This window comes from Corynebacterium sp. ACRPS (assembly GCF_022346005.1).
GTDB lineage: Bacteria > Actinomycetota > Actinomycetes > Mycobacteriales > Mycobacteriaceae > Corynebacterium.
The window spans coordinates 11,999-33,142 of record NZ_JAKRMY010000001.1 but is presented as its reverse complement, the minus strand read 5'-3'; the positions used below and the strand labels follow the sequence as shown (position 1 = coordinate 33,142).

Here is a 21,144-nt window from a genome sequence, read left to right as displayed (position 1 = left end):
TGGATTAGTAGTTAGATGCGCCAGCCAAAGCGCTCACGAATGAGATCTTGGTTGTCGCGGAAGAAGTTGTAGAAGGCCTTGAAGGTGATGCCAAGAACCGCAGGCAAGACCAGAGCCCAAGGATTAAACGATGGCCCCGCAGGAGTAGACGGCTTAGATGGCTCGGACGGCTTCGAAGGCTTAGACGGTTTCGAGGGCTTAGATGGCTTTGCCGAGTCCGAAGGCTTTTCGGACGGCGTCTCGGAAGGCTTTTCCGATGGGGCATCGGATGGCGCAGCCGTAGAACAGGACTTCACCGCGTCATCACCAATGGCAAAGGTCAACGTCTGTGGCTTGGATGCAAGTTCTTTGCCGTCGGTAGTAGTTGCCGTATAGGTTGCCTCAAACGTGTAGATGCCCGGCTTAGTAAAAGCCCAGTGGGTATGCCTATGCGATGCGAAGGTGGTCTCGATCGTGTGATCGTCTTCGGCGGAATTGGCAAGGATGTCATATCCAACGCCCCTGGTTTTATCGATATATACGCCCCACTCAGCGCCCTCTGGCGTGTGCTTGGGCTTGAGGTTCAAATTGACTTGGCCATCTTTCATCTTGGAGTAATCCAATTTTTCGGTGTTATACCCCGGCCAGATGATGGCTTGGTTCTGCGTCTGCGGCAGGTGGTAGAAACGGTCACCGATGTTGCCAAGGAAATCGAACTCCTTATCACCCAGCTGTCGGGAGCGGGGAGTAAGCGCGTTTTTGTGCACGCCAAGTACGACGTCATCCAACGAGCGGTCTACCGAGTTCTTATCAATTTGTCCTGTGTCATCGCGTAGGACGGTGCGGAAACCATCGTCAGTAGGCAGTGCCTTGATATCGACGTGCCCGCGGTCAAGTACCTGCTTTTCGCTGCAGCGCTGAGCTTCCTCGTCCTGTGACGGTTGAGATGGTGCAGGCGTATCGCCGGGTGCGGGTGAATCGCCGGACCCAGGTTTTTCGCCTGGGGTAGCGGCGTTGTCATCCGCGCTGGTAGAAAGCTCGCCTGTCGCTTCGTAGTTTTCGCCGAATTCAAAGGGCTCAGCTAGCACCGTGCTGCCATGTCCTGCCTTGACAGTGGAGTGAGGGAAGACGTTTACTTTGGCAATCGTGTTCTTAAAGAGTTCGCCATTGGTAAAAGTTGCCTCTCCGTGCCCGTTGGTAATTGGGGCTTCCACTGGTGCCGTGGGTTCCGCGTCGTTCTTGTCGTCATAGAGACCACCAGTCATCACGCCGCTGAAGTTATTGTCCTCCATGTCGATGATGATTTTGGTTCCTTCTTCGCCCTGTTTGCGCATCCGCACCGTATAGCCGGTTTCTTGCAGCGTTACCTCTTCGGTGGGGGCCAGCTGGCGCGGATTTTCGGCTTCTTCCCATGCCTCTGCGGCATCAGAAGAGTCGGTGTGGACAGAAGAGCCTGGGGTAAATTCCACCTGCTGCGAGATCCAGCGCGGCGCATCGCCTTCTGGGGTAAATACCGCCTGGATATTAGACGAGTCTGGGCCCATGTACTCATCCCACTCGGCGTGGCCGTCGGCGACAGGCAGATCGGTGAGGAAGTAGCCATCGATAAGCAGCGTAAGCGTGCCGGATGCCTTATTTTCCGCATCGAAGGAAATGGTGGTGAGCTTATCGTCACCGTCCTTTTCCGGGTTCTGCTTTTTGTCCATGCTCAGGCTGTAACCAGCAGCGGCGGCATCGCCGGAGGAGGAGCTATCGAAGCGTTCCTTGAGGCTTGGGGTCTTGTCATCCTTTGGCTTTTGCCCGCCCACTTGGTAGCTGGTGGTTTGCGGCTCACTAGCCACGAGCTGCCCATCCGCCGTGCGAGCGGTGGTGCGATAGGTCAATCGATAACGGCCGGGCTTGGTAAAGAGAGTGGCGTTATGGGTATGGGTACCGGCATTGAGGTATGTAGAGTGCGGTGAGTCTTGGAAGGAGCCCAGCATGCGATGGAGCTCGGCGCCGTCTTTATCGTCCTTGTTGGTAAAAAGCTCCACGTCGCCTGGGCCATCCACGCTTAAGAGGTCGAGGAAGGCGATGTTATCGCGGAAATCTTTCACGGGAAGCCCAGTGTCTGCGCCGAAACCGATCCAGATGGGTTCTTGATTGGCGGAGGCTTGGTACGGGGCCGTGTAGTAGGTGGTGCCTGTAGGACCGATGTAGTCCTGCGTGCCGTTTTCTGGCAGGGAATACATAAAGTTCTGGCGGCGCTTACCGTCCTCGTCTTCGCGGTTATAGCCTTTGCCTATCCAGGCAACGGTGTCATCGATAAGCGGAGTTTGGCCGGAAAATTCGGATCGCAGTAGGAAGTTGTCTCCTTCCCAAAAGCTCTTGGGGGAATCGACGTGGGTTTGGGTTGCGATGTGTTTGCCATCGTCGGGGCCGGCGTAGGCGGTAGCCGGGGCAATCAGCGCGATCGTGCTGAATGCGGCCATGAAGCGAATACGAGGAGAAGCCACCAGCGCGTTACCTTTCTGCAGTTGTCAGTAGTTCACCTCGAAACTATAGAAAATGATTCCCAATACTGGATAATCTTTTGGAAACTGTTCCCGTTTACCTGTGTGTTTATAATGAAACCCGTTATCATCTACCCCTTTTTGCGTGTAATAAAGTACATGGGGGCGCACTTTTGGGTGGTAGGGTGAGGCGCTGGTTTGGGCTGGTGCGGACTGTGTCCTGTGACTCCACTACGATGGTGGCCATGACTGAAGTTCGCGTTAGATTTTGCCCTTCTCCCACCGGTACCCCGCACGTTGGCATGGTGCGCACGGCCCTGTTTAACTGGGCCTATGCCCGCCACACAGGCGGAAAGTTGATATTCCGTATCGAAGATACCGATGCTGCCCGTGACTCGGAAGAGTCCTATCAGGCCATCATTGACTCCTTGACCTGGCTCGGATTGGGCTGGGATGAAGGTGTCAACGTGGGTGGCCCGCATGAACCGTACCGGCAGTCCCAGCGCATGGACATTTATAAGGATGTGCTCAATAAGCTTATCGATGCCGGACATGTCTACCCCGCCTACTCCACCGCTGAGGAGGTAGAAGAGCGGCACAAGGCCGCAGGGCGCGACCCCAAGTTGGGCTATGACAACTACGACCGCGACCTGACGCAGGAACAGATTGATGCTTTTGAGGCTGAAGGTCGCAAGCCCGTATGGCGCCTGCGCATGCCGGACAAGGATTGGGCCTGGACTGACCTCGTGCGCGGCGAGATGTCCTTCAAATCCGAAACGCAGCCTGACTATGTGGTGGCGCGCTCCAACGGCGCCCCGCTGTACACCCTGGTCAACCCGGTCGATGACGCGTTGATGCGCATTACCCACGTGCTGCGCGGTGAGGATCTGCTCTCGTCCACCCCGCGCCAGCTGGCCATGTATGACGTGCTGAAGGAAATCGGCATCGCGGAATTTACCCCGGAGTTTGGCCACCTTCCCTTCGTGATGGGTGAGGGGAAGAAGAAGCTGTCCAAGCGCGACCCGCAGTCCAACCTCTTCAACCACCGCGATAACGGCATCATCCCGGAGGGTATGCTCAACTACCTGTCGCTGTTGGGTTGGTCCCTGTCTGCAGATCAGGACATCTTCAGCATGGACGAGCTGATTGAGAACTTCGATGTCAACGATGTTCTGGGCAACCCCGCGCGCTTTGACCAGAAGAAGCTCGAGGCCATCAATGCCGATCACATTCGCCTGCTCGAGCCCCAAGAGTTTGCCTTCCGCCTGCGCAATTACCTGACGGAGTACACGGATTTCCCGGCCGATTATGATGGCGAGAAATTCGCCTTCGCCGCAGACTTAGTGCAAACGCGCATTAAGACGCTTGCCGATGCCTATGGGCTACTCAGCTTCCTTATCACCCCCGATGCTGAGCTCACCTTGGATGAAAAGGCGGCCAAGAAGAACCTGAAAGACGACGCCGTCCAGCCGCTCGAGGTGGGCATTGACACCCTTGAAGCGGTAGAGGAGTGGAAGACCGACGCTATTGAAGCCGCGCTCTCCAAGGCGCTCATTGAAGATCTAGAGTTAAAGCCGCGCAAGGCCTACGGCGCGCTGCGCGTAGCCATTTCCGGCGCCCAGGTGTCGCCGCCGCTCTTTGAGTCCATGGAGCTTCTGGGTAAGGAGTCCACCTTGGCGCGCCTGCGTGCTGCCCGCGAGGTAACTCCGTACGTTCCAGCTGCGGAGTAAATCGGCACCACCAGAAGTGTGGAGGGCGCAGCCCGTTAAAGCGGCGGATGAATATCGAACTACACAGATGTCATCCGCCGCTTTATTTTAGCTCAAGAAAAACGCCTAAAAATTCCAGTTGCGCTGGCGATTTGGCGCATTGGGAAACGATGATTATAGTTATAACACGTTGCAGCGAGCAAGGGAGCGCAGCCGATAAGGATGCGATTCCAAGCGAGTGAGCAAATGGCCTATGGTGTAATTGGCAACACAGCGGTTTCTGGTACCGCCATTCTAGGTTCGAGTCCTGGTAGGCCAGCAGTGAAAACGCTTTTTTGAAGCAGGCTCACTAGTTCTATGCCCCGTTCGTCTAGAGGCCTAGGACGCCGGCCTCTCACGCCGGTAACACGGGTTCGAATCCCGTACGGGGTACAAATAAAAAGATTCCTCCAGCCACAGTGGTTGGAGGAATTTTGGCTTAAGGGACAAAATGTGTGGGATCTGTGGCGTGTCGTGGTAAGAGACATTTTGTGTGGGATTTATCCGCGTCCAGCCCAGCCTTTGCGCACTCCAAGGCTGGGATTCCATTCGGAATCGATTCCCGTGTCATAGGCGGCTGGTCGACCATCAGCATGGCCTCGGCGCTTGATTTCTTCTTCGGCCCAGGCCGCCTGTGCCTTCTCTTCGCCTTTGCGTCCGAAATCTTGCTCAAGAGCTAGCTGTAGCGGCGGCACTGGGTTTTCCGTGCGGACATAGAGCCACCAATCCATGATGATGCGTTGATGCTCATCGAAGGTTCCACGATGGGCTCTGGCAAGGTCTTTGAGCTGCTTGTTGATTCCGCCTTCAAGCAGGTTCGTTGTGGACTTCACGTCGCAGGTCACGCCTTCAGGCGGATTCAGGTAGGTAAATAGCGTTCCGTCGTTGATAAGTTCATTGAGCCTGTTGAAGCTTCGCCTAGCGCCACGGTGCGTGAACCAGAATTTTTGACTCGGCTTGACCCACCGCGGTATATCTGCGGCTTTTACCTGGCTGCGGTATGTTTTCTCTTTCAACCAGGGGCCGAATGTCACGCTGGCCTTGTGGACTCTGGTGATGAACTCGCGTGCTTCATCCTGAGTTTCGATATGTGTGAGCTGATACGCGAACGTGCGCAGTGCTTTATGCGCTGGATAGCGGGGATGACGTGAGATGTCGGTGAGGATATTGCGCTGAACATGAACGAGACATCGCTGGATTTTAGTATCTGGCCAGTGCTTTTTAATGACTGCGCGGGCACCGCCAGAGCCATCGATCGTGACGATCAGCGGTGGTGCGAGCATGTCCAGGAGTCTGGCGTAGTTGTATTTTGATTCCCCGGTGCACCATAGCCAGGCCACGGGGTGTTCGGCGGTGCACGCAACAAGCAGGCATTTGTTGTGAAAGTAGGTGCCGTCGATAAACAACTGGTCGTAGACGCGGAACTTGTCGGTATGTGAGGGCACCACGATGAACCAGAAGAAGGTAAACCACCGGGTGAGTGTGCGTCGGGTGACGTGAAGGCGGTGTGCTATGCGTTCTGCTGGTTCGCCGGTAAGGACCCAGTCTAAAAATACTTTGAAGTGCTGGATATTGGCGGTGTTGGCCCTGGTGCCGGTTTGTGAAGCGTTGCAGTTGGGGCAACGCCAGCGTGGGGTTCCTGCTGTTGTTGTGCCGTTCTTGTGCATGCTTGTTCCGCAGATCGCGCATGCTGGGCGATTCCTACGACCTGTCATAAGAATTGCCGTAGCAGGTTCAAATACCACAGGTGGGCAATGACCGGCGTATTTGAGGGCTAAACCTCAGGTTGGAACTGATTCCAATTCAATATCCGCACCTTGCCCCAGCTCAAGGAATGAATCGACACCTCAAATCCCACACAAAATGTCCCTTAAGCCAATTTTTCGTATGTGCGCTTGCGGTCTAAACGGGGGTTAAGTGGGTCTTAACCCGGGGGATCTATTGGCACGAATTCCCTTACTATCTGCTGATTTGTAATGTGTTTACCCATCGTTTACTGTTTAACGAGTCCGCAGCAAGCAAGCTTTAAGCAGCATCGCTTTTGATTTGCGTGCTACGCGCGACCGAGCCCCGTTCGTCTAGCGGCCTAGGACGCCGGCCTCTCACGCCGGTAACACGGGTTCAAATCCCGTACGGGGTACAATTTAAAGGCTGCGAGCGCCACCGCTCGCAGCCTTTTGTTTTGCCATTTTCTTTCTGCGTTTCCCAGGGCTTGAGAAGTAGATTAAGCGGCGCTTAAACGGCTCTCGCTGCGCCACATGGAGCATTGCGTTGGAGAGAGTGCGGTGGGCGAGAAGGCATCGGAAAGCGCCTGCTGTAGCCGCAGCCATCCCTTCGCACTCACCGGGTCAGCGGGAATTGGGGCCGGGTCAGCGCCCGTGAGCGCCAAGGGAGGGGATGGGTCCGCCACTGCAAAAAGAACGCCCAGCGAGCCTCTCAGGCTGCACTGGGCGTTGAATGTAGGTGGAAGGCTATGCCATGACCTTCGTCTTCTTAATCGCCTTCTGGAGGCGCTTGTGGTAGTTATCCATGGCGGGACGCAAGAACAGACCGAGGATGAGTGCCGGGATGGCGAAGAGAAGGAGCATGCCGAGCTCACGGAGGATGTCGGCCTCGTAAATGCCGGCGATGGCGCTGCGGAACGCGTCGATGCCGTAGGTGGCCGGCAGCCACGGGCTGACATTTTGGAACCACTCTGGAAGAAGCGGCAGGGGATAGGCGCCGCCGGAACCGGAGACTTGGATGACCAAAAGCAGAACCGCGAGGGCCTTGCCCGCGCTATCGAATGTGATAACCAGTGAATATATTATCAACATAAACACCAGTGAGATTATCCACGAGGCAAAGAGCATCATGAATGGGTGCTCGGGCTCGATCTCCACGAAGAAAATCAGGCTGAGGACGACGAGGGTGGCTTGAGCGATGCCGATGAGCCCAAAGGTAAGGAAGCGGCCCAGGAAGACTTGGTTCCTGGTGAAGTGATCCTTCTTGTCGAGGCCTTCGTTCTTCTTCAAGTACTTGCGTTCGGCGTTGGTGTGCACCAGCACGCAGGCAAGCAGGGCACCTACCCACAGTGAAAGCGTGAGGTAGAACGGCGTCATACCAACACCGAATGCAGCAACATCGTAGATGGGCTGGCGGTCCACGTTGACCGGCGAAGCGATTCGGGAGGCCAGTAGCTCGGGATCATCGCCAATGAGACCGGCGAGCTGGCTGAGGTCACCGCCGTCGCGGATCTCATCGATCTTTTGGCTGAGCTCGCCAAAGCGGCTCGCCTGCTGCTGCAATGTACCGGATAGGCTTGCGGTTAGATCGCGCACCCGCACGAGGGCATCGTTGTCATTAGAGATGGTATTTCGGATGCCTGCGATATCGCGTTTGACCGCATCAACATCGTTGGCAACCGTACCCACACTATCTCCCAGAGCCGCTAGCTGTGGCTTCAGATTAGAGTTATAGGAGTTGCGGGCGTTTTCGACGGCCTGCTTGGCGCTGGCAATCGCAGCTTGCGTTTGCTGCTTGGACTCTTGGGAATTCCTGCCGTTTTCGATGTTATCGGCCGTAGAGGTCAAGGAATCGTGCAGCGCATTGCTCTGGGCGATGCTGGCATCCAGCTGCCCCATCATGGCCGCATAGCCTGCCGCTACCGGGCCTGGGAGATCGACCTTATCGGCTTCTTTCTGGATGCTGTCCTTCACGCCTTGGAAGGCTGCGGTCTGCTGTCCCACGCGGTCCGCGGCAGTGCGGAAGGTTTGGGCGGTCTGCGCGGAGGTGGCGCTGGCATTGTTCAGCAATTCCTCGATTTGTGAGGATAGGACCTCGTAGCTCTGCGTCGTCGCGGCAAGGGACGCATCCAAGGAACCAGTGGACTCATCCAGCGTGGACTTTAAGATATCGATGGGTGATTCGCCGTTGTCATTGGTGGTACTGGAGGCCTGGTTTCCCGCTTCATTCAGGATGTTATTGGCCGCCTGGGTGAGCGGAATGGTGGAATCTACCAGGTTACTCAGCGCCATGACCGTGCCAGAGGCTGCATCGAGGCGCGACTGTACGGTATTGACTCGGTTGTGCACGTTGTTGAGCGCGGCCTGGGTATCGCCCTCATCAAGGTACTGGTCCAACGAGGAAATGACGCCAAGACCCACATTGGACACAACGCGGGTAAAGGACTCGTCGATCTTCTCGATCACACCGGTAGCGCTGCGTTGGGTAATCGTGGTCGACAGCGCGTTCTTCTTCTCATTGGTATAGAGATTAAGTTTGCTTGGCTCGGTGCCTTCCACGTAGAAAGTGAGGAGGTTTGAGCTGAAATCCTTGGGCAAGACGATGCCTGCGTAGTACTCACCGGACTTGGTGCCCTCTACGGCATCATCGCTATTGGTAAGAACCCAATTGATTTCGTCGTTGCGGCTGAGCTGGGATAAAACCTCATCTCCCAAGTTAAGCTTGAGCGAAGCTAGGTCGCTTTGGTGGCCCTCGTCCTCACTGGCGACGGCGATTTTGAGCTGTTTGGTATTGGCAAAAGGGTCCCAGCTGGCCAGCACGTTAAAAGTGGTAAAAAGCAGCGGGATAATGGCGAGGCCGAAAATGATGACGGCGGTCATTACGTTGCCACGGATGGCCTTGAGGTCATCGCGGAGAATGGTCAGAATATTGCTCATGACTTATCTCCCTTTCCGGTTTCTTCGCCGTCGTCGGCGGGCTTATCTGTGGTATCGCCCTGCGATTGTGGGGTAGAAGATATTTCGGGGTGTTTATCCGACTGGACATCTTCTAGCCGATACTGATTGGGGTTTTGGCGTTGATGTTCTAGGTGCTGCTGAATTTCTTCATCGCTGAGATCCGCCAAGCGGTTATCGTGCGCGATGCTTTGTTTCACGTATTCCAGCGAGCAAATGACCGCGACCGCAATCAGCGCCACAAGGCACGCAATGCCGAAAAGAATCGCTTTCTGTTCCGGCATGAACCGGGAGCAAATCACGAGTGCGAGCACCAAGGCTATCCCGATGGCGATCGTGAGCTTCATTAGCTGAGAATAATTCTTCCGGGCGGTCATCCACTTGGTATCCAAGCTCTTTTGGTATCCCTCGCGGTCCGCGGAAGCATACAGGAGGTCGGTAAAACGGTAGCGGCTGCCGATCAGGTGGACCTGCTCGTTGATAACGAGCCCGCCCTTGGCCAGCTCGTCATTGACCAGCATGGTGACGTTGGACAGCCCGCGCCTTAAGAAGGTGCCCATGAGGTAGGCGACAACTGCCATGCCGGTCAGCGCGGCGATATCGCGGATGTAATGGGTGCCGTAGAACCCGCCTACCGTCTCGCGCATGGCATCGATGCCGTAGGTAAAGGGCAAGAAGGGGTGGACGGCGCGGAAGAAGTCCGGCGTCATTTCGATGGGGTACAGGCCTGATGCGCCGGGAATCTGAATAAAGGCCAAGACCACCGCTATGCCGCGGCCCACGTGACCGAATGTCGAGACGAGGCCATAGGTAATGCTGAGGTAGCACAGGCTGATAAATACAGAGGTAAGGATATAAGCGGTGGCGCTGACGTGCTCAACGCCGATGACTAAGTTACCGATGGAAACAATAAGCGCTTGGGCAATGGCGAAAAAGCCGAGGAGCAAGAAGCGCGAGAAGTACGCCTTATTGATGGTCAGATCCCGGCGGCCCTGTGGGTCAACCTCGGCACGGAAAATGATTAGGAGCATAAAGGCACCGATCCACAGCGTGAGGTTGATAAACAGCGAGGACATGCCGGAGCCGTAGTGCGCGACGGGGAAGACTGCATGGCTTTCCATCTCTGCGGGCGAGGAAAGGAATGAAGACACGTGGTCCGTATCAAGACCGTTGACGGACTTCAGCACGGTATTGTTATTGGCCGTGTTGCTCAAGGCAATAACATCGGTGCGCGCGGAACGAAGCCCTTCTTCAACGCGATCCAGATCAACCGAGAAGCGCTTTACCACTTCTTGGGCGTGGGTCAACTGCTCGTCGACGCCCCCGAGAAGCCCGTCCGTTTGCCCAACCAGAGCCTTTTGGCTGTTGAGCGAGGCAGATAGCCGCCCAGCGGTAGCGGAGACATTAGACAGCGCAGAATTGAGCTTAGGTAAGCCGTTGGCCACGTCATCGCGCAGTCCGTGGGAATCATCGCGGGCCTGGGATGCCATGGAATTGAGCAATTCCGAGGTCTTATTCAGCGAATCAAGGGTGGCATTAGTATCGCTATTAAGGGAATCCAGCTCTCCTAGCACCGCGCGGTTTTGATCGTTGCGGTCACGCAGATCAGAAACCGACTGGTTGATCTGCTGCGATACCTCTGGGTGAAGGGCTGGCAGGGAAGCGACTCCGGCTAATTGGTCGATGGCTTTATCAGCCTGACCGAGGATGCCTTGGGCGCCGTCTGTCGCGGCATCGACGCGGTTGAGAGCGCCGTTTAACCGCCCGGTGACAGAACCGATATTGGCATTGGCGTTTGCGGTGCCATCGGCAAGCGCAGTCGTGCCTTGGATATAAGCGGCAGTGGCATCGTCGGCGAAGGAAGTAACTTCCTTTTGCACCTCGTCGGTCAAGGAGGTGACCTGGTTTAAGGCCTGCTGCGCGTCATCAATCGTGGCCTGCACAGAGCCGAGGGACTGACGAGCCTGTGCGATGGTGGGTCGAGCATCGTCGATAGTGGTGTTGACATCCGCCAAGGAATTGCGCGAATTGGCCACGGTATCGGCGGTCTCTGAGAAAGAATTCGCGGTATCACCCGCGGTTCTATTGATCCTATCGCTGAGGTCGCCGCCGGAGTTTCTCAACTCGGTGGAAACCGATTTCGCGACGTTTTCATTAAAGGTCGCGCTAATCGTGGTTTCTAGGGTAGAAGAACCAGAGTCAGTGACCTTGGGGGCAATGGCATTGATTTTTTCATTGACCTGATACTCCAAGGTGGGCTGAGAATAGGTGCCTTGGAACAGGCTGACAAAGTCGGAAGAAAAATCCTCCGGCACGATGATGGATGCAAAAACGTCGCCGGATTTTACGGCGTGTTCAGCTTCGCCGCGGTCCATAAACTGCCAGCCGAGCCTGTCATTGTTGTGCAGCTTTTCCATCATCTGCCCGCCGACGTCAATATCGCCGGTGAGATCTGACGAGGCACCCTTGTCCTCGTTCACCACGGCTACCTTGAGGTGTTCGGTATTGCCATAGGGGTCCCAGAAACCGGAGACATTGACCCAAGAATATAAGGCAGGGGTAATCATCAAACCGATGAGAATCACCCAGACTTGCGGCGTCCGCCACAGGCGGACGAAGTCTTGGAGAAAAAGCTTCCAACTAGTAATCACTCGAAAGACCGTAGCACCGAAACGGTGTTAACTAATAGTCAAGCAGGCAGATTCGGCGAAATTGACAGCTTGATTGCCTCTTGGCCACCGTGCGACGTACGCAATTGTGGCTAGGGTTAATAAAAGGTTAATTCACGCTGGGCTAATGCGCAGAAAAACGCCGCGATACTCCATGCATCAAAGCGGTGGAACATCGCGGCGCTAGGGTGCTGCAGGGCGCGTGCCGGCGCAGCTTAGTGCTCGTCGTAGTGATCGCCGTGAGCGGCGTGGCGGTGACCGTCGTGGATGTAGTCAACGTGGTCGCCGTGAGGGACAGCAACGTGGCCGCAGCCCTCACCATGGGTGTGGTCGCTGTGAGGTTCAGCCTCAATGTGCTCGTTGGTCTCGCACTCGTCCCAGTGGCCCTCGTGCTCGCGGTGGATGTGACCATCGTGCACGAAGTCGGTGTGATCCTCGTGCGGGAAAGCAACGTGGCCGCAGCCTTCGCCGTGGGTGTGCTCGTGTTCAGTGTGGGTAGCGTGAGTCATAATCATGAATCCTTTCTTTGCCTTTGGGGTCAAGGAGTGTCCTTCTCGTTTTCACTCTGTTTTCATTAAATCATGTTTTCAGTTCGGTTTCAATAGCGTGCGGGAGATTTTCGATATTTTTTCAATAGGCTACGGCGGGGTGGGGTATGTGGAGGTAAAACGCAGCAACGCCCTGGGCCGGTGGGAGGTCCAGGGCGTTGGTGAGGCTAGAGAAGCTCTGAAAGCTCTTGGGCGGCGGAGGTTAGCAGGCGGGCGTACTTCTTGGCGGGCGAGGGGCGGAAGCGCTCAGCGGAACCGGAGATAGACAGTGCTGCGCGGAAAACGCCGGAAGAATCAAAGACGGGAGCGGAAATGGAAGCCAAGCCGGCCTCGCGCTCTTCGATGGATTCTGCATAGCCCTGGCGGCGGGCGGTTTCTACATCGGCGGCACTGAATTGTGCGGCGTCAAGGGGGAAGTCTACGTAGCCTGCGATGATGCGGGCTGCAGAACCGGAGGTCAGCGGCAGCTGGCGGCCTACTGGGACCACGTTGTGTAGCCCTGACGTGGGCTCGCGGGTGGCGATGCAGGTGCGGGTGGTTCCCGTGAATTCATAGAGCTGAATGGACTCACCGGTGCGGTCGAGGAGTTGGTCCATGATGGGGCCTGCGACTTCTAAAATGTGGTCGCGGTTGCCGGGGAGCGCAGGACCGGCTTTCCACTTTCCTTCAGGGGTGCGTACGAGGATGCGGTGCGCTTCTAACGCAGTGGCTAGCCTGTGTGTCGTTGCCCGAGGTAGTCCCGTGGTTTCACATAACTCATTAAGGGTCGATGGGTTGTTTGCGGCGGCCATCATGATGGCCATTGCACGATCTAGTACCTTAATGCCGGAAACTGCGCTATACTCTCCCATATAATGAAATCTACGTCCCAAATTATGAGATTTCAAGTGTGGAGTGATGTTTATGAACCAGAAGCTGACCTTGGCAGAAAAAGTATGGCGTGACCACGTTGTCCAGCAGGGCGACGCGGGCGCACCAGACCTTATCTATATTGACTTTCAACTTTTGCACGAAGTTACCAGCCCGCAGGCCTTCGATGGGCTGCGCCTGCAAGGTCGCACAATGCGGCACCCGGAACTGCACCTGGCCACCGAGGACCACAACGTGCCGACGGAGGGTATTAAATCCGGCAACCTCTTAGAGATTAAAGACGAGGTATCGCGCACCCAGGTTTCTACCCTGCGCAAGAACTGCGAAGAATTTGGCGTGCGGTTGCACTCAATGGGTGATGAGCAACAAGGCATCGTGCACACCGTTGGCCCACAGTTGGGCATTACCCAGCCCGGCATGACTATTGTATGCGGCGATTCGCATACCTCGACCCACGGTGCATTCGGCTCCATCGCCATGGGCATTGGTACCTCAGAGGTAGAGCACGTCATGGCCACCCAGACGCTTTCTTTGAAGCCCTTTAAGACGATGGCCATCGAAGTCACCGGCGAATTGCAGGAAGGCGTCTCCGCAAAGGACCTTATTCTGGCCATCATCGCCAAGATTGGCACCGGCGGTGGCCAAGGATTCATCATCGAATACCGCGGTGAAGCCATCCGCAAGATGTCCATGGAAGCCCGCATGACCATCTGCAATATGTCCATTGAGGCCGGTGCGCGTGCCGGTATGGTCGCACCCGATGAAACGACGTTTGAGTACGTCAAGGGCCGTGAGTTCGCCCCAAAGGGCGCCGACTGGGATAAAGCGGTGGATTACTGGAAGACGCTGCCTACTGACGATGGCGCCGAGTTCGATCGCGTCGTAGAAATCGATGGATCATCCCTGACCCCATTTGTCACCTGGGGAACGAACCCGGGCCAAGGCCTGCCGCTGGGCGAAACCGTACCGGACCCAGAAGACTTCGGCGATGACAATTCCAAGGCCACCGTGAAAAAGGCCTTGGAGTACATGGACCTGCAACCAGGCACCCCACTGCGCGACATCAAGATCGACACCGTCTTCGTGGGATCGTGCACCAATGCGCGCATCGAGGACCTGCGCGCCGCCGCTGAGGTGGTCAAGGGCCGCACCATCGATTCCACTACGCGCATGATCGTGGTTCCTTCCTCCGCGGTGGTCAAGGCCGATGCGGAAAAGGAAGGCCTTGACCGGATTTTCCAAGACTTCGGCGCAGAGTGGCGCACGGCGGGATGCTCCATGTGTTTGGGCATGAACCCCGACCAGCTGAAACCAGGGGAGCGCTCAGCATCCACGTCCAACCGCAACTTTGAAGGCCGGCAGGGCCCTGGCGGGCGAACCCACCTCGTTTCCCCACAGGTTGCTGCCGCTACCGCCGTCACCGGATACCTGTCCAGCCCGGCTGACCTGAAATAAGCACGCGAGAAAGGTTGAAATAATGGAGAAATTTATCACCCATACCGGCACGGGAGTCCCGCTGCGGGCGTCCAACGTGGATACGGATCAAATCATCCCCGCGCGCTACCTCAAATCGGTCAAGCGCACGGGCTTTGCGGAGGGGCTATTTTCCAACTGGCGCTCTGATTCCACCTTCGTACTTAACCAAGAGCAGTTTAAGGACGGCTCCGTACTCTTTGCCGGCCGCGACTTCGGCACCGGTTCCTCCCGAGAGCACGCAGTATGGGCCTTGCGCGAATACGGTTTCAAAGCAGTATTCTCCTCCCGATTTGCGGATATCTTCCGAGGTAACTCGGGAAAGTCTGGTCTGCTTACTGGGCTGATGGAACAAGAAGACATCGAGCTTATTTGGAAGCAGTTGGAGGCCGGGGAAACCCAAGTCACGGTCTATCTGGAGGCGCGCACCGTTCGGATTGGCGAAAACACCTACTCATTCGACATCGATGACTACACGCGCTGGCGCCTGATGGAAGGCCTCGATGACATTGGCATCACGCTGCGCGATGAAGAGGCGATCACGAGCTTCGAGAACTCTCGCACCAGCTTCAAGCCCGCGGTTCACGCGGACTAATCCAGCAGGTGCGCCCCACGCTTTGCCGGGGCGCACACCACCGTCGTCATGATCCGGGGCAGTGGTGGGGTAACGGTCGAGTAACAAAACTGACTTCGCAAGCGTGCAGCTGGGTTTATCTATTATTCTCTGTGGTATGACTTCGCCTTATTCCGGATCACGCGACCATGATGGATACAATCACCGCTCCCAACAGCCCTACTCAGGTGGGCAGCCGGGATATTTTCGTGAGTCGACCGCTCCAGGCGACATCGATGCCGTCAACATTATTGGCGATAGTTTCCGCTATTTCGGTCGCAATTGGGTGCAGTGGCTTTTTGCCCCACTAGTGCAAATGGTCGTCCTTTTCGTCGCATACCTCATCATCGCCGTAGTCTTTGCCGCCGGCGGCGGCTCCCTTTCCATCGAGGCGTCGACCGAGGGAACCGCCTTGGACGGTTCCCTCGGCGTACTGGGCGTGCTATTACTCGCCATCGCGGTAATAGCCCTGTTAATTGTCTATCTGTGGGCAAATGCAATCTGGTACCAAGCCGCTAATAAGCAGGTCAATGGCCAGGATTTGATGTTCGGGGATTTCTTCACGTTCAAAGGCATGGGCGGCATCATGTTGGCCTACCTCGTCACTAGCGTGGTCATCGGCATCGGCTTTGTCTTGCTCATAATCCCCGGACTTTTCGCCCTGTTCTTCTGGTGGTGGGTCCCAGCCGTCAAGGCAGCGCGCCCAGACCTAGGCTTGGGTGACTGCTTTAAGCTTTCCGCGGATATCGCAAAGAGGAACATCGGTACCACCTTGCTGGTCGGTATCGCGCTCATCATCCTCTACATGGCGCTGGGCTCAACCGTGGTGGGTGTTGTCGTGCTGCCGGGGCTCATGGCCTTAGCCCCCACCCTCTTCGTGCGCCGCAACCTTGGCATGCGCGGCTAAGGGCTAGGGGCTCGCGCGGCCCGAGCTATTTAGCGCACAGGCAGGGGGCTGGGAAGGCAATCAGCACCGGTTAATTCACCATTGTTGAAGGACAAAACCCACACCGAGGCCTTTTTAAACTTCAATTCCTCCTGTGGCTTCTTGAGGAATTGCGGGGCTAAGTCCTCGATGATGCCGGGGATGGTCTGTCCCTGGCTAATAATGACCGGCACCCCGCCGTCGTTTACGACGCGACGGAAAGCCTTCTTGGCAGCCGCCGGATTCTTTTCCCACACCTCGTCGCCAAAGTCCTTATTAATGGCAATGTCTTTACCCAGCTCATCGGCAAGCGGCGCAGCAGTTTGCTGGCACCGATGCGGGCGAGCGGAATAGATCGCGGTGGGGTGGTAGGCCGCCAGCATGGGCACGAGCATTTCTGCTTGGCGGCGCCCCTTCTTATCCAGAGGCCGCAGGTTGTCATCGCCCTCCCACTTCTTGCGGTCGTGGGCGTGGGCGTGGCGGACGTACAAGACGCGCGTTGTGGGGGCGAGCTGCAGACGCTTTTGTGCCTTGGCGACGACGTCGTTGTCCACGTCATAGGACAAGAGCTGCTGTGCTTGGTCAATGGGCACCCAACGCAGCTCATCGGTCTCATCATTAGGGGTATAGGTGCCGCTGAGGTAGAACGCCGCCCAGTAATAGACCACCTTGGTGCGCCCCTGTACGGGGTAGGTGACCTTGCCAATCAACTTGCCCAAGCGCACTTGGAAGCCGGTTTCTTCCTCAATTTCGCGCGCCGCGGTGGTGGGCAGGGATTCGCCTGGATCCACCTTTCCCTTGGGCAGGGACCAATCGTCGTAATGCGGGCGGTGAATGAGCGCGATTTCAGGGTTCGCGGGGTCGCCGCGCCAGACTACAGCGCCGGCGGCAAGGGTAGTGCGGGGAAATTCTTTGGCAGGATCCACCGGAATTTCTTGATGCCGGCCGGAAATGAATTTTTCGGACTTTTTATCTTTATCGGTCTCGTGCATCTTCTTCGCGCTCGGCATAGCTTTTCGTGCCTTTCTTCGGTGACTGAAAAATTGGCGTTAACCTCATAATCATTGTTCCACGGGGGAGATCCCTGCCGCATCCTTGCCACGCCCAGAGCGATAAATGCCTTAAGGTGGAACTAATAGGAAAACGTTTGGAGGAAGCCATGGTAAAAGTAGCGGTAATGGGTGCCGGTTCCTGGGGCACCACCTTGGCCAAGGTATTTGCGGACGCAGGAAACGATGTCACCCTGTGGGCGCGACGGGCCGAATTGGCGGAAGCGATCAACGAAACGCATACAAACCCTGATTACCTGCCGGATATCCACCTTCCGGAGACACTGCGCGCCACGCACGATGAGGAAGAGGTGCTTTCCGGCGCGGATATCGTGGTCTTCGGCGTGCCATCCCAGTCCTTGCGCGCCAACGTGGAGCGCTGGGCGCCCGTATTGCCCGAGGATTCCACGCTGGTCTCCATTTCCAAGGGCGTAGAAACCAGCACGCTCAAGCGCATGAGCGAAGTCATCGTGGATGCCGCCGACGTAGATCCGCAGCGCGTGGCGGTGCTATCTGGACCCAACCTAGCCAAAGAAGTGGCGCAGGGGCAGGTTACGGCCACGGTCATCGCCTGCATTGACAAAGAGCGTGCCAAGGCGGTGCAGGCGGCCATCGCCGCGCCCTACTTGCGGCCCTATACAAATACCGATGTTATCGGCGCGGAGATCGGTGGTGCTTGCAAAAACGTCATCGCCTTGGCCTGCGGCATGGCCTCGGGCAAGGGCTTGGGCAATAACACTATGGCCACGATGATTACCCGCGGCTTAGCGGAGATTACCCGCCTGGGCACGGCCTTGGGCGCGGAGCCGTTTACCTTTTCCGGCTTGGCGGGGTTGGGCGATTTGGTGGCTACGTGTAACTCCACGCTCTCGCGTAATAGGACCTTCGGTTACCGCCTCGGTCAAGGCGGCAGCCTAGAAGAAGCGAAGGCGGCCACCAATGGCCAGGTAGCAGAGGGCGTGTTTTCCTCTGATTCCATCTTCCGCCTAGCCCAGCAGGCTGGGGTAGAGATGCCAATAACGGAAGCCGTCTACGGAGTGTGCCATCAGGGCATGGCTGTAGACGATATGATTATCGCCCTTATGGGTCGCTCCAAGAAGTCGGAGTAGCAGAAAGGTAAAATCATCGCCCATGACTGAAAAGACCCGCGTGGCCGTCCTTTACGGTGGCCGCAGTACCGAGCACTCCGTGTCCTGCGTATCCGCAGGCGCAATCATGAAGCACCTTGATCCGGAAAAATTCGAGGTGGTGCCCATCGGCATTACGCGCGAGGGTACGTGGACGCCGGGCGATACCGAGGGCTTAGAAATTGTCGATGGCGTCATGCCTGAGGTCAAGCGCGGCACGGAATTGGCGCTTTCTGCGGATCCATCGCGTAAGGGTGAAATCCGCACGATTAGTGACGGTTCGCTGTATGCCCACGTTGACGTTATCTTTCCCATTCTCCATGGGCCTTATGGTGAAGACGGCACCATGCAGGGGCTTTTCGAGCTCTCCGGAATCCCTTATGTGGGCCCAGGCGTATTAGCGTCCTCGGTGGGAATGGACAAGGAATTTACCAAAAAGATTTTATCCGCCGCGGGCCTGCCGGTGGCACCAGAGGTCATTGTGCAGGGCCGCACGGAATTAACCGCGGAAGAAAAAGACCGCCTTGGCCTGCCGGTCTTCGTCAAGCCTGCCCGCGGGGGCTCCTCGATTGGAGTCTCCAAGGTAAGCGACTGGGCGGATTTCCCAGAAGCAGTGCGCATTGCCTTGGAAGACGATGACAAGATTTTGGTCGAGCCAGAAATCGTCGGCCGCGAGGTAGAGGTCGGCGTCCTGCAATACCCGGATGGCGAGCTTATTGCCTCGGTGCCGGCGCTGCTCAAGGGCATCGATGACTCCGATGAGGGCTTCTATGGCTTTGAGACCAAATACCTAGATAACGTGGTCACGGCCCAGATTCCCGCGCCTTTCCCAGAAGAACTCACGGCGCAATTGCGCGATATGGCGATTCGGGCCTTCAAAGCGCTCAACTGCGCAGGCCTTTCCCGCGTGGATTTCTTCGTCACTGAAGAAGGCCTGTACATCAATGAGGTCAATACCCTGCCGGGATTTACCCCGATTTCCATGTACCCCCAGGTGCTGGCGGCCTCTGGCGTGGAGTACCCCACGCTGCTTGAGGTACTCATCGCACGCGCAGAGGCCCGGACCGCGTAGGTCTGCGGCTTCCTTTACCTTTCTGGGACGTGCTTCGCGGTGATATCGCTTAGGGCTACCAGTGCTGCCTGTGCGGAATCCTGCGGGGCGTGCAGCGCCAAGTAGTTCTCGCGGCCGAGCGCAAACCAGGTTCCTGCGGTCGTGCCTTGGGCCAAGGTCGTATCCTCAAACCAGGCAATATCGTTGACCTGCTGGAGCTGCACGCCAGCCTCGTAATTTTCCGGCTGGGCGACGCCACAGCGCGCGACGATGTCCTCGTGCCCTTCAGAGCTCCACACGTAGGTGTCTTTATCGTCAACCTCACGGCGGTGGTAGCCATCCGCAATCTCATCCGGTAGCGCCTTTTCTACCGCGGCGCAGCGGTCATTTTTTGCCGCCTTAAGATCGCGCAACGGGGCTGGATGGGTCTCGGCTGGCTTTTTCTCCAGGGTGGCAACGGCCTCATTGAGGTCCTGCGGCTTTTCATCATTAAAGGTCGTTACCGCCACGACGGGAAAGCGCTGGGTCGAATACCAGGTAGAGAGGCTAGAACCAGATGTCGCATCCTTGACCTTGAACCACTGCTCACCGTCGACGTCTTGCGTCGTGGAGTAATCGGTGTACTGGACGGGCATGGCAACACCGCAGCGCGCCGTCACCTTTTCCTGGGAATTAGCGGCCCAAGCGGCAACGCCGGCGGGGACGGGTTCTGCAATATCGGCGCGCGGTTGACCCATGGCTTCATCGGGAAGCGCCTGCACAAAGTCCGTGCACGCCTGCGAATCGGCCTCCTGGGAATCCACCGGGGAAACCGCCACGGGGGCCTTGGCTGTGTTTGTGAATACGTATTTCGCGCCGAAAAGGACCGCTAGAACCATCACTATGGACAACCCAAGTGAAATGAGGATCGCGGTGCGGTTAAATTGGGATGTCATAGGGGTTCATTTTATCGAAAGGATGCCGGTGAACTTAAGTCAGACTCTCGCGGACGTGGGGGAGCAGGCGGTGATTCAAGAAATCACAGCGGCCGCTCCCAGCAGCTTGAATGGGGATGATGCCGCGGTACTTTTCGCGGCACCGCCCAATTCGCGCACGGTAGCGTCTACCGATCTGATGGTAGATGGCCGGCACTTCCTGCGGGAATGGTCCACCCCGCGCGAAATAGGCAAAAAGGCCATCCTGCGCAACTTCGCCGATATCGAGGCCATGGGAGCGCGCCCAGTGGCGGCCCTTTTAGCCATCGCCGCACCGGGTGATACGCCGGTGAGTTTTGTCAGGGGCGTGGCTAAGGGCATCGCCGAGCATTGCTCTTTTTACAACGCCGAGCTGGTGGGCGGAGATATTACGAAATCGGACCTGCTGGTTATCAACATCACCGCCGTCGGCTTTTTGGGCGGTAGCCGGGCAGCGTTGACCCTTGATGCGGCGCGCGCGGGCCAGAAGGTCGTAGCCCATGGCGCGATTGGCCACGCGGCGGCAGGCTTATCTTTGCTGCAGCGCTTTGGCCGCGACCTGCCGGCAGAGCATGCGGATTTGTACCCACTTATTGATGCCCACTGCGCCCCCTGGCTCAGCCCCGGCCGCGGCGTTATCGCCCGCGCCGCCGAGGTCACCGCCATGACCGATAATTCCGATGGACTGATTCAAGACTGCGGAACCATGGCGGAGCGCTCTGGGGTCCACATCGATTTGGAGGCCGATGCCATCCAGCCCGATCCACTCCTGCACGCCGCGGCCACCGTCCTCGATTGCGATCCTTGGCAGTGGGTCCTGGCCGGCGGCGAGGACCATACCTTAATTGGAACCACCGCAAAGCAGGCGCCTTCGGGGTTCCGGGAAATTGGCACCGTCTCGCGCGGCAGCGGCGTTACAGTGGATGGTAAACAACCCCGTTATGCAGAAGGGTGGGCAGGATTTTAGA

At 57.1% G+C, this 21,144-nt stretch carries 15 protein-coding genes and 3 tRNA genes; 10 read left to right on the top strand and 8 right to left on the bottom strand.

The window, feature by feature from the left end; translation table 11 throughout:
• Nucleotides 1-11: 11 nt before the first annotated feature.
• Nucleotides 12-2,474, bottom strand: coding sequence for a choice-of-anchor M domain-containing protein (locus MHX65_RS00155; protein WP_239267658.1), 2,463 nt, complete (start codon nt 2,472-2,474; stop codon nt 12-14).
• 233 nt (nt 2,475-2,707) lie between these two features.
• Here MHX65_RS00155 and gltX point away from each other — a divergent pair, with 233 nt between their 5' ends.
• From gltX to MHX65_RS00140, 3 genes are all read left to right on the top strand, one after another.
• A complete protein-coding gene (gltX, locus tag MHX65_RS00150; protein WP_239267982.1) occupies nt 2,708-4,201 on the top strand; it encodes a glutamate--tRNA ligase in 1,494 nt (497 codons plus the stop codon).
• 226 nt (nt 4,202-4,427) lie between these two features.
• A tRNA-Gln gene (locus MHX65_RS00145) sits at nt 4,428-4,499 on the top strand.
• Nucleotides 4,500-4,539: 40 nt separating this feature from the next.
• Nucleotides 4,540-4,612, top strand: a tRNA-Glu gene (locus MHX65_RS00140).
• A 107-nt stretch (nt 4,613-4,719) separates the two neighbouring features.
• On the opposite strand, the gene MHX65_RS00135 is transcribed toward MHX65_RS00140, so the two are convergent.
• The gene (locus MHX65_RS00135; RefSeq protein WP_239267656.1) at nt 4,720-5,934 is read right to left on the bottom strand and encodes an IS1249 family transposase; all 1,215 of its coding nucleotides are present in this window, start codon (nt 5,932-5,934) and stop codon (nt 4,720-4,722) included.
• 352 nt (nt 5,935-6,286) lie between these two features.
• On the opposite strand from MHX65_RS00135, the gene MHX65_RS00130 reads away from it, so the two are divergent.
• Nucleotides 6,287-6,359: transfer RNA gene (locus tag MHX65_RS00130), tRNA-Glu, on the top strand.
• 331 nt (nt 6,360-6,690) lie between these two features.
• Here MHX65_RS00130 and MHX65_RS00125 read toward each other — a convergent pair.
• From MHX65_RS00125 to MHX65_RS00110, 4 genes are all read right to left on the bottom strand, one after another.
• The gene (locus tag MHX65_RS00125; protein WP_239267654.1) at nt 6,691-8,880 is read right to left on the bottom strand and encodes a YhgE/Pip domain-containing protein; all 2,190 of its coding nucleotides are present in this window, start codon (nt 8,878-8,880) and stop codon (nt 6,691-6,693) included.
• Nucleotides 8,877-11,549 (bottom strand): YhgE/Pip family protein, encoded by a 2,673-nt coding sequence (locus MHX65_RS00120; RefSeq protein WP_239267652.1) that lies wholly within the window; start codon nt 11,547-11,549, stop codon nt 8,877-8,879. Before MHX65_RS00120 ends, MHX65_RS00125 begins: the two co-directional genes overlap by 4 nt.
• A gap of 233 nt (nt 11,550-11,782) precedes the next feature.
• The gene (locus MHX65_RS00115; protein WP_239267650.1) at nt 11,783-12,076 is read right to left on the bottom strand and encodes a hypothetical protein; all 294 of its coding nucleotides are present in this window, start codon (nt 12,074-12,076) and stop codon (nt 11,783-11,785) included.
• Nucleotides 12,077-12,282: 206 nt separating this feature from the next.
• A complete protein-coding gene (locus tag MHX65_RS00110) occupies nt 12,283-12,966 on the bottom strand; it encodes an IclR family transcriptional regulator (RefSeq protein ID WP_239267647.1) in 684 nt (227 codons plus the stop codon).
• 52 nt (nt 12,967-13,018) lie between these two features.
• On the opposite strand from MHX65_RS00110, the gene leuC reads away from it, so the two are divergent.
• From leuC to MHX65_RS00095, 3 genes are all read left to right on the top strand, one after another.
• Nucleotides 13,019-14,440 (top strand): 3-isopropylmalate dehydratase large subunit, encoded by a 1,422-nt coding sequence (gene leuC, locus MHX65_RS00105; protein ID WP_239267645.1) that lies wholly within the window; start codon nt 13,019-13,021, stop codon nt 14,438-14,440.
• Between the two features lie 22 nt (nt 14,441-14,462).
• Complete coding sequence (gene leuD, locus MHX65_RS00100; RefSeq protein WP_239267643.1) at nt 14,463-15,053, top strand: 3-isopropylmalate dehydratase small subunit; 591 nt, start codon at nt 14,463-14,465, stop codon at nt 15,051-15,053.
• A gap of 136 nt (nt 15,054-15,189) precedes the next feature.
• The gene (locus MHX65_RS00095) at nt 15,190-15,978 is read left to right on the top strand and encodes a hypothetical protein (RefSeq protein ID WP_239267641.1); all 789 of its coding nucleotides are present in this window, start codon (nt 15,190-15,192) and stop codon (nt 15,976-15,978) included.
• Nucleotides 15,979-16,007: 29 nt separating this feature from the next.
• Here MHX65_RS00095 and MHX65_RS00090 read toward each other — a convergent pair whose 3' ends face one another.
• Entirely contained in the window at nt 16,008-17,006 is a 999-nt protein-coding gene (locus MHX65_RS00090; RefSeq protein WP_239267639.1) for an NUDIX hydrolase, read from the bottom strand.
• A 149-nt stretch (nt 17,007-17,155) separates the two neighbouring features.
• Between MHX65_RS00090 and MHX65_RS00085 the strand changes: the two genes are divergently transcribed.
• Both MHX65_RS00085 and MHX65_RS00080 read left to right on the top strand, forming a co-directional pair.
• Entirely contained in the window at nt 17,156-18,154 is a 999-nt protein-coding gene (locus MHX65_RS00085; RefSeq protein ID WP_239267637.1) for an NAD(P)H-dependent glycerol-3-phosphate dehydrogenase, read from the top strand.
• 22 nt (nt 18,155-18,176) lie between these two features.
• On the top strand, nt 18,177-19,244 hold the full coding sequence (locus MHX65_RS00080; protein WP_239267635.1) for a D-alanine--D-alanine ligase family protein: 1,068 nt from the start codon (nt 18,177-18,179) through the stop codon (nt 19,242-19,244).
• A gap of 14 nt (nt 19,245-19,258) precedes the next feature.
• On the opposite strand, the gene MHX65_RS00075 is transcribed toward MHX65_RS00080, so the two are convergent.
• Nucleotides 19,259-20,158 (bottom strand): DUF3515 domain-containing protein, encoded by a 900-nt coding sequence (locus tag MHX65_RS00075; protein WP_239267633.1) that lies wholly within the window; start codon nt 20,156-20,158, stop codon nt 19,259-19,261.
• Here MHX65_RS00075 and MHX65_RS00070 point away from each other — a divergent pair.
• Nucleotides 20,106-21,143 carry a thiamine-phosphate kinase gene (locus MHX65_RS00070; RefSeq protein ID WP_239267630.1) on the top strand — a complete coding sequence of 346 codons (1,038 nt, stop codon included), beginning with the start codon at nt 20,106-20,108 and terminating at the stop codon, nt 21,141-21,143. The two genes, MHX65_RS00075 and MHX65_RS00070, sit on opposite strands and share 53 nt — an antisense overlap.
• Nucleotide 21,144: the final 1 nt, after the last annotated feature.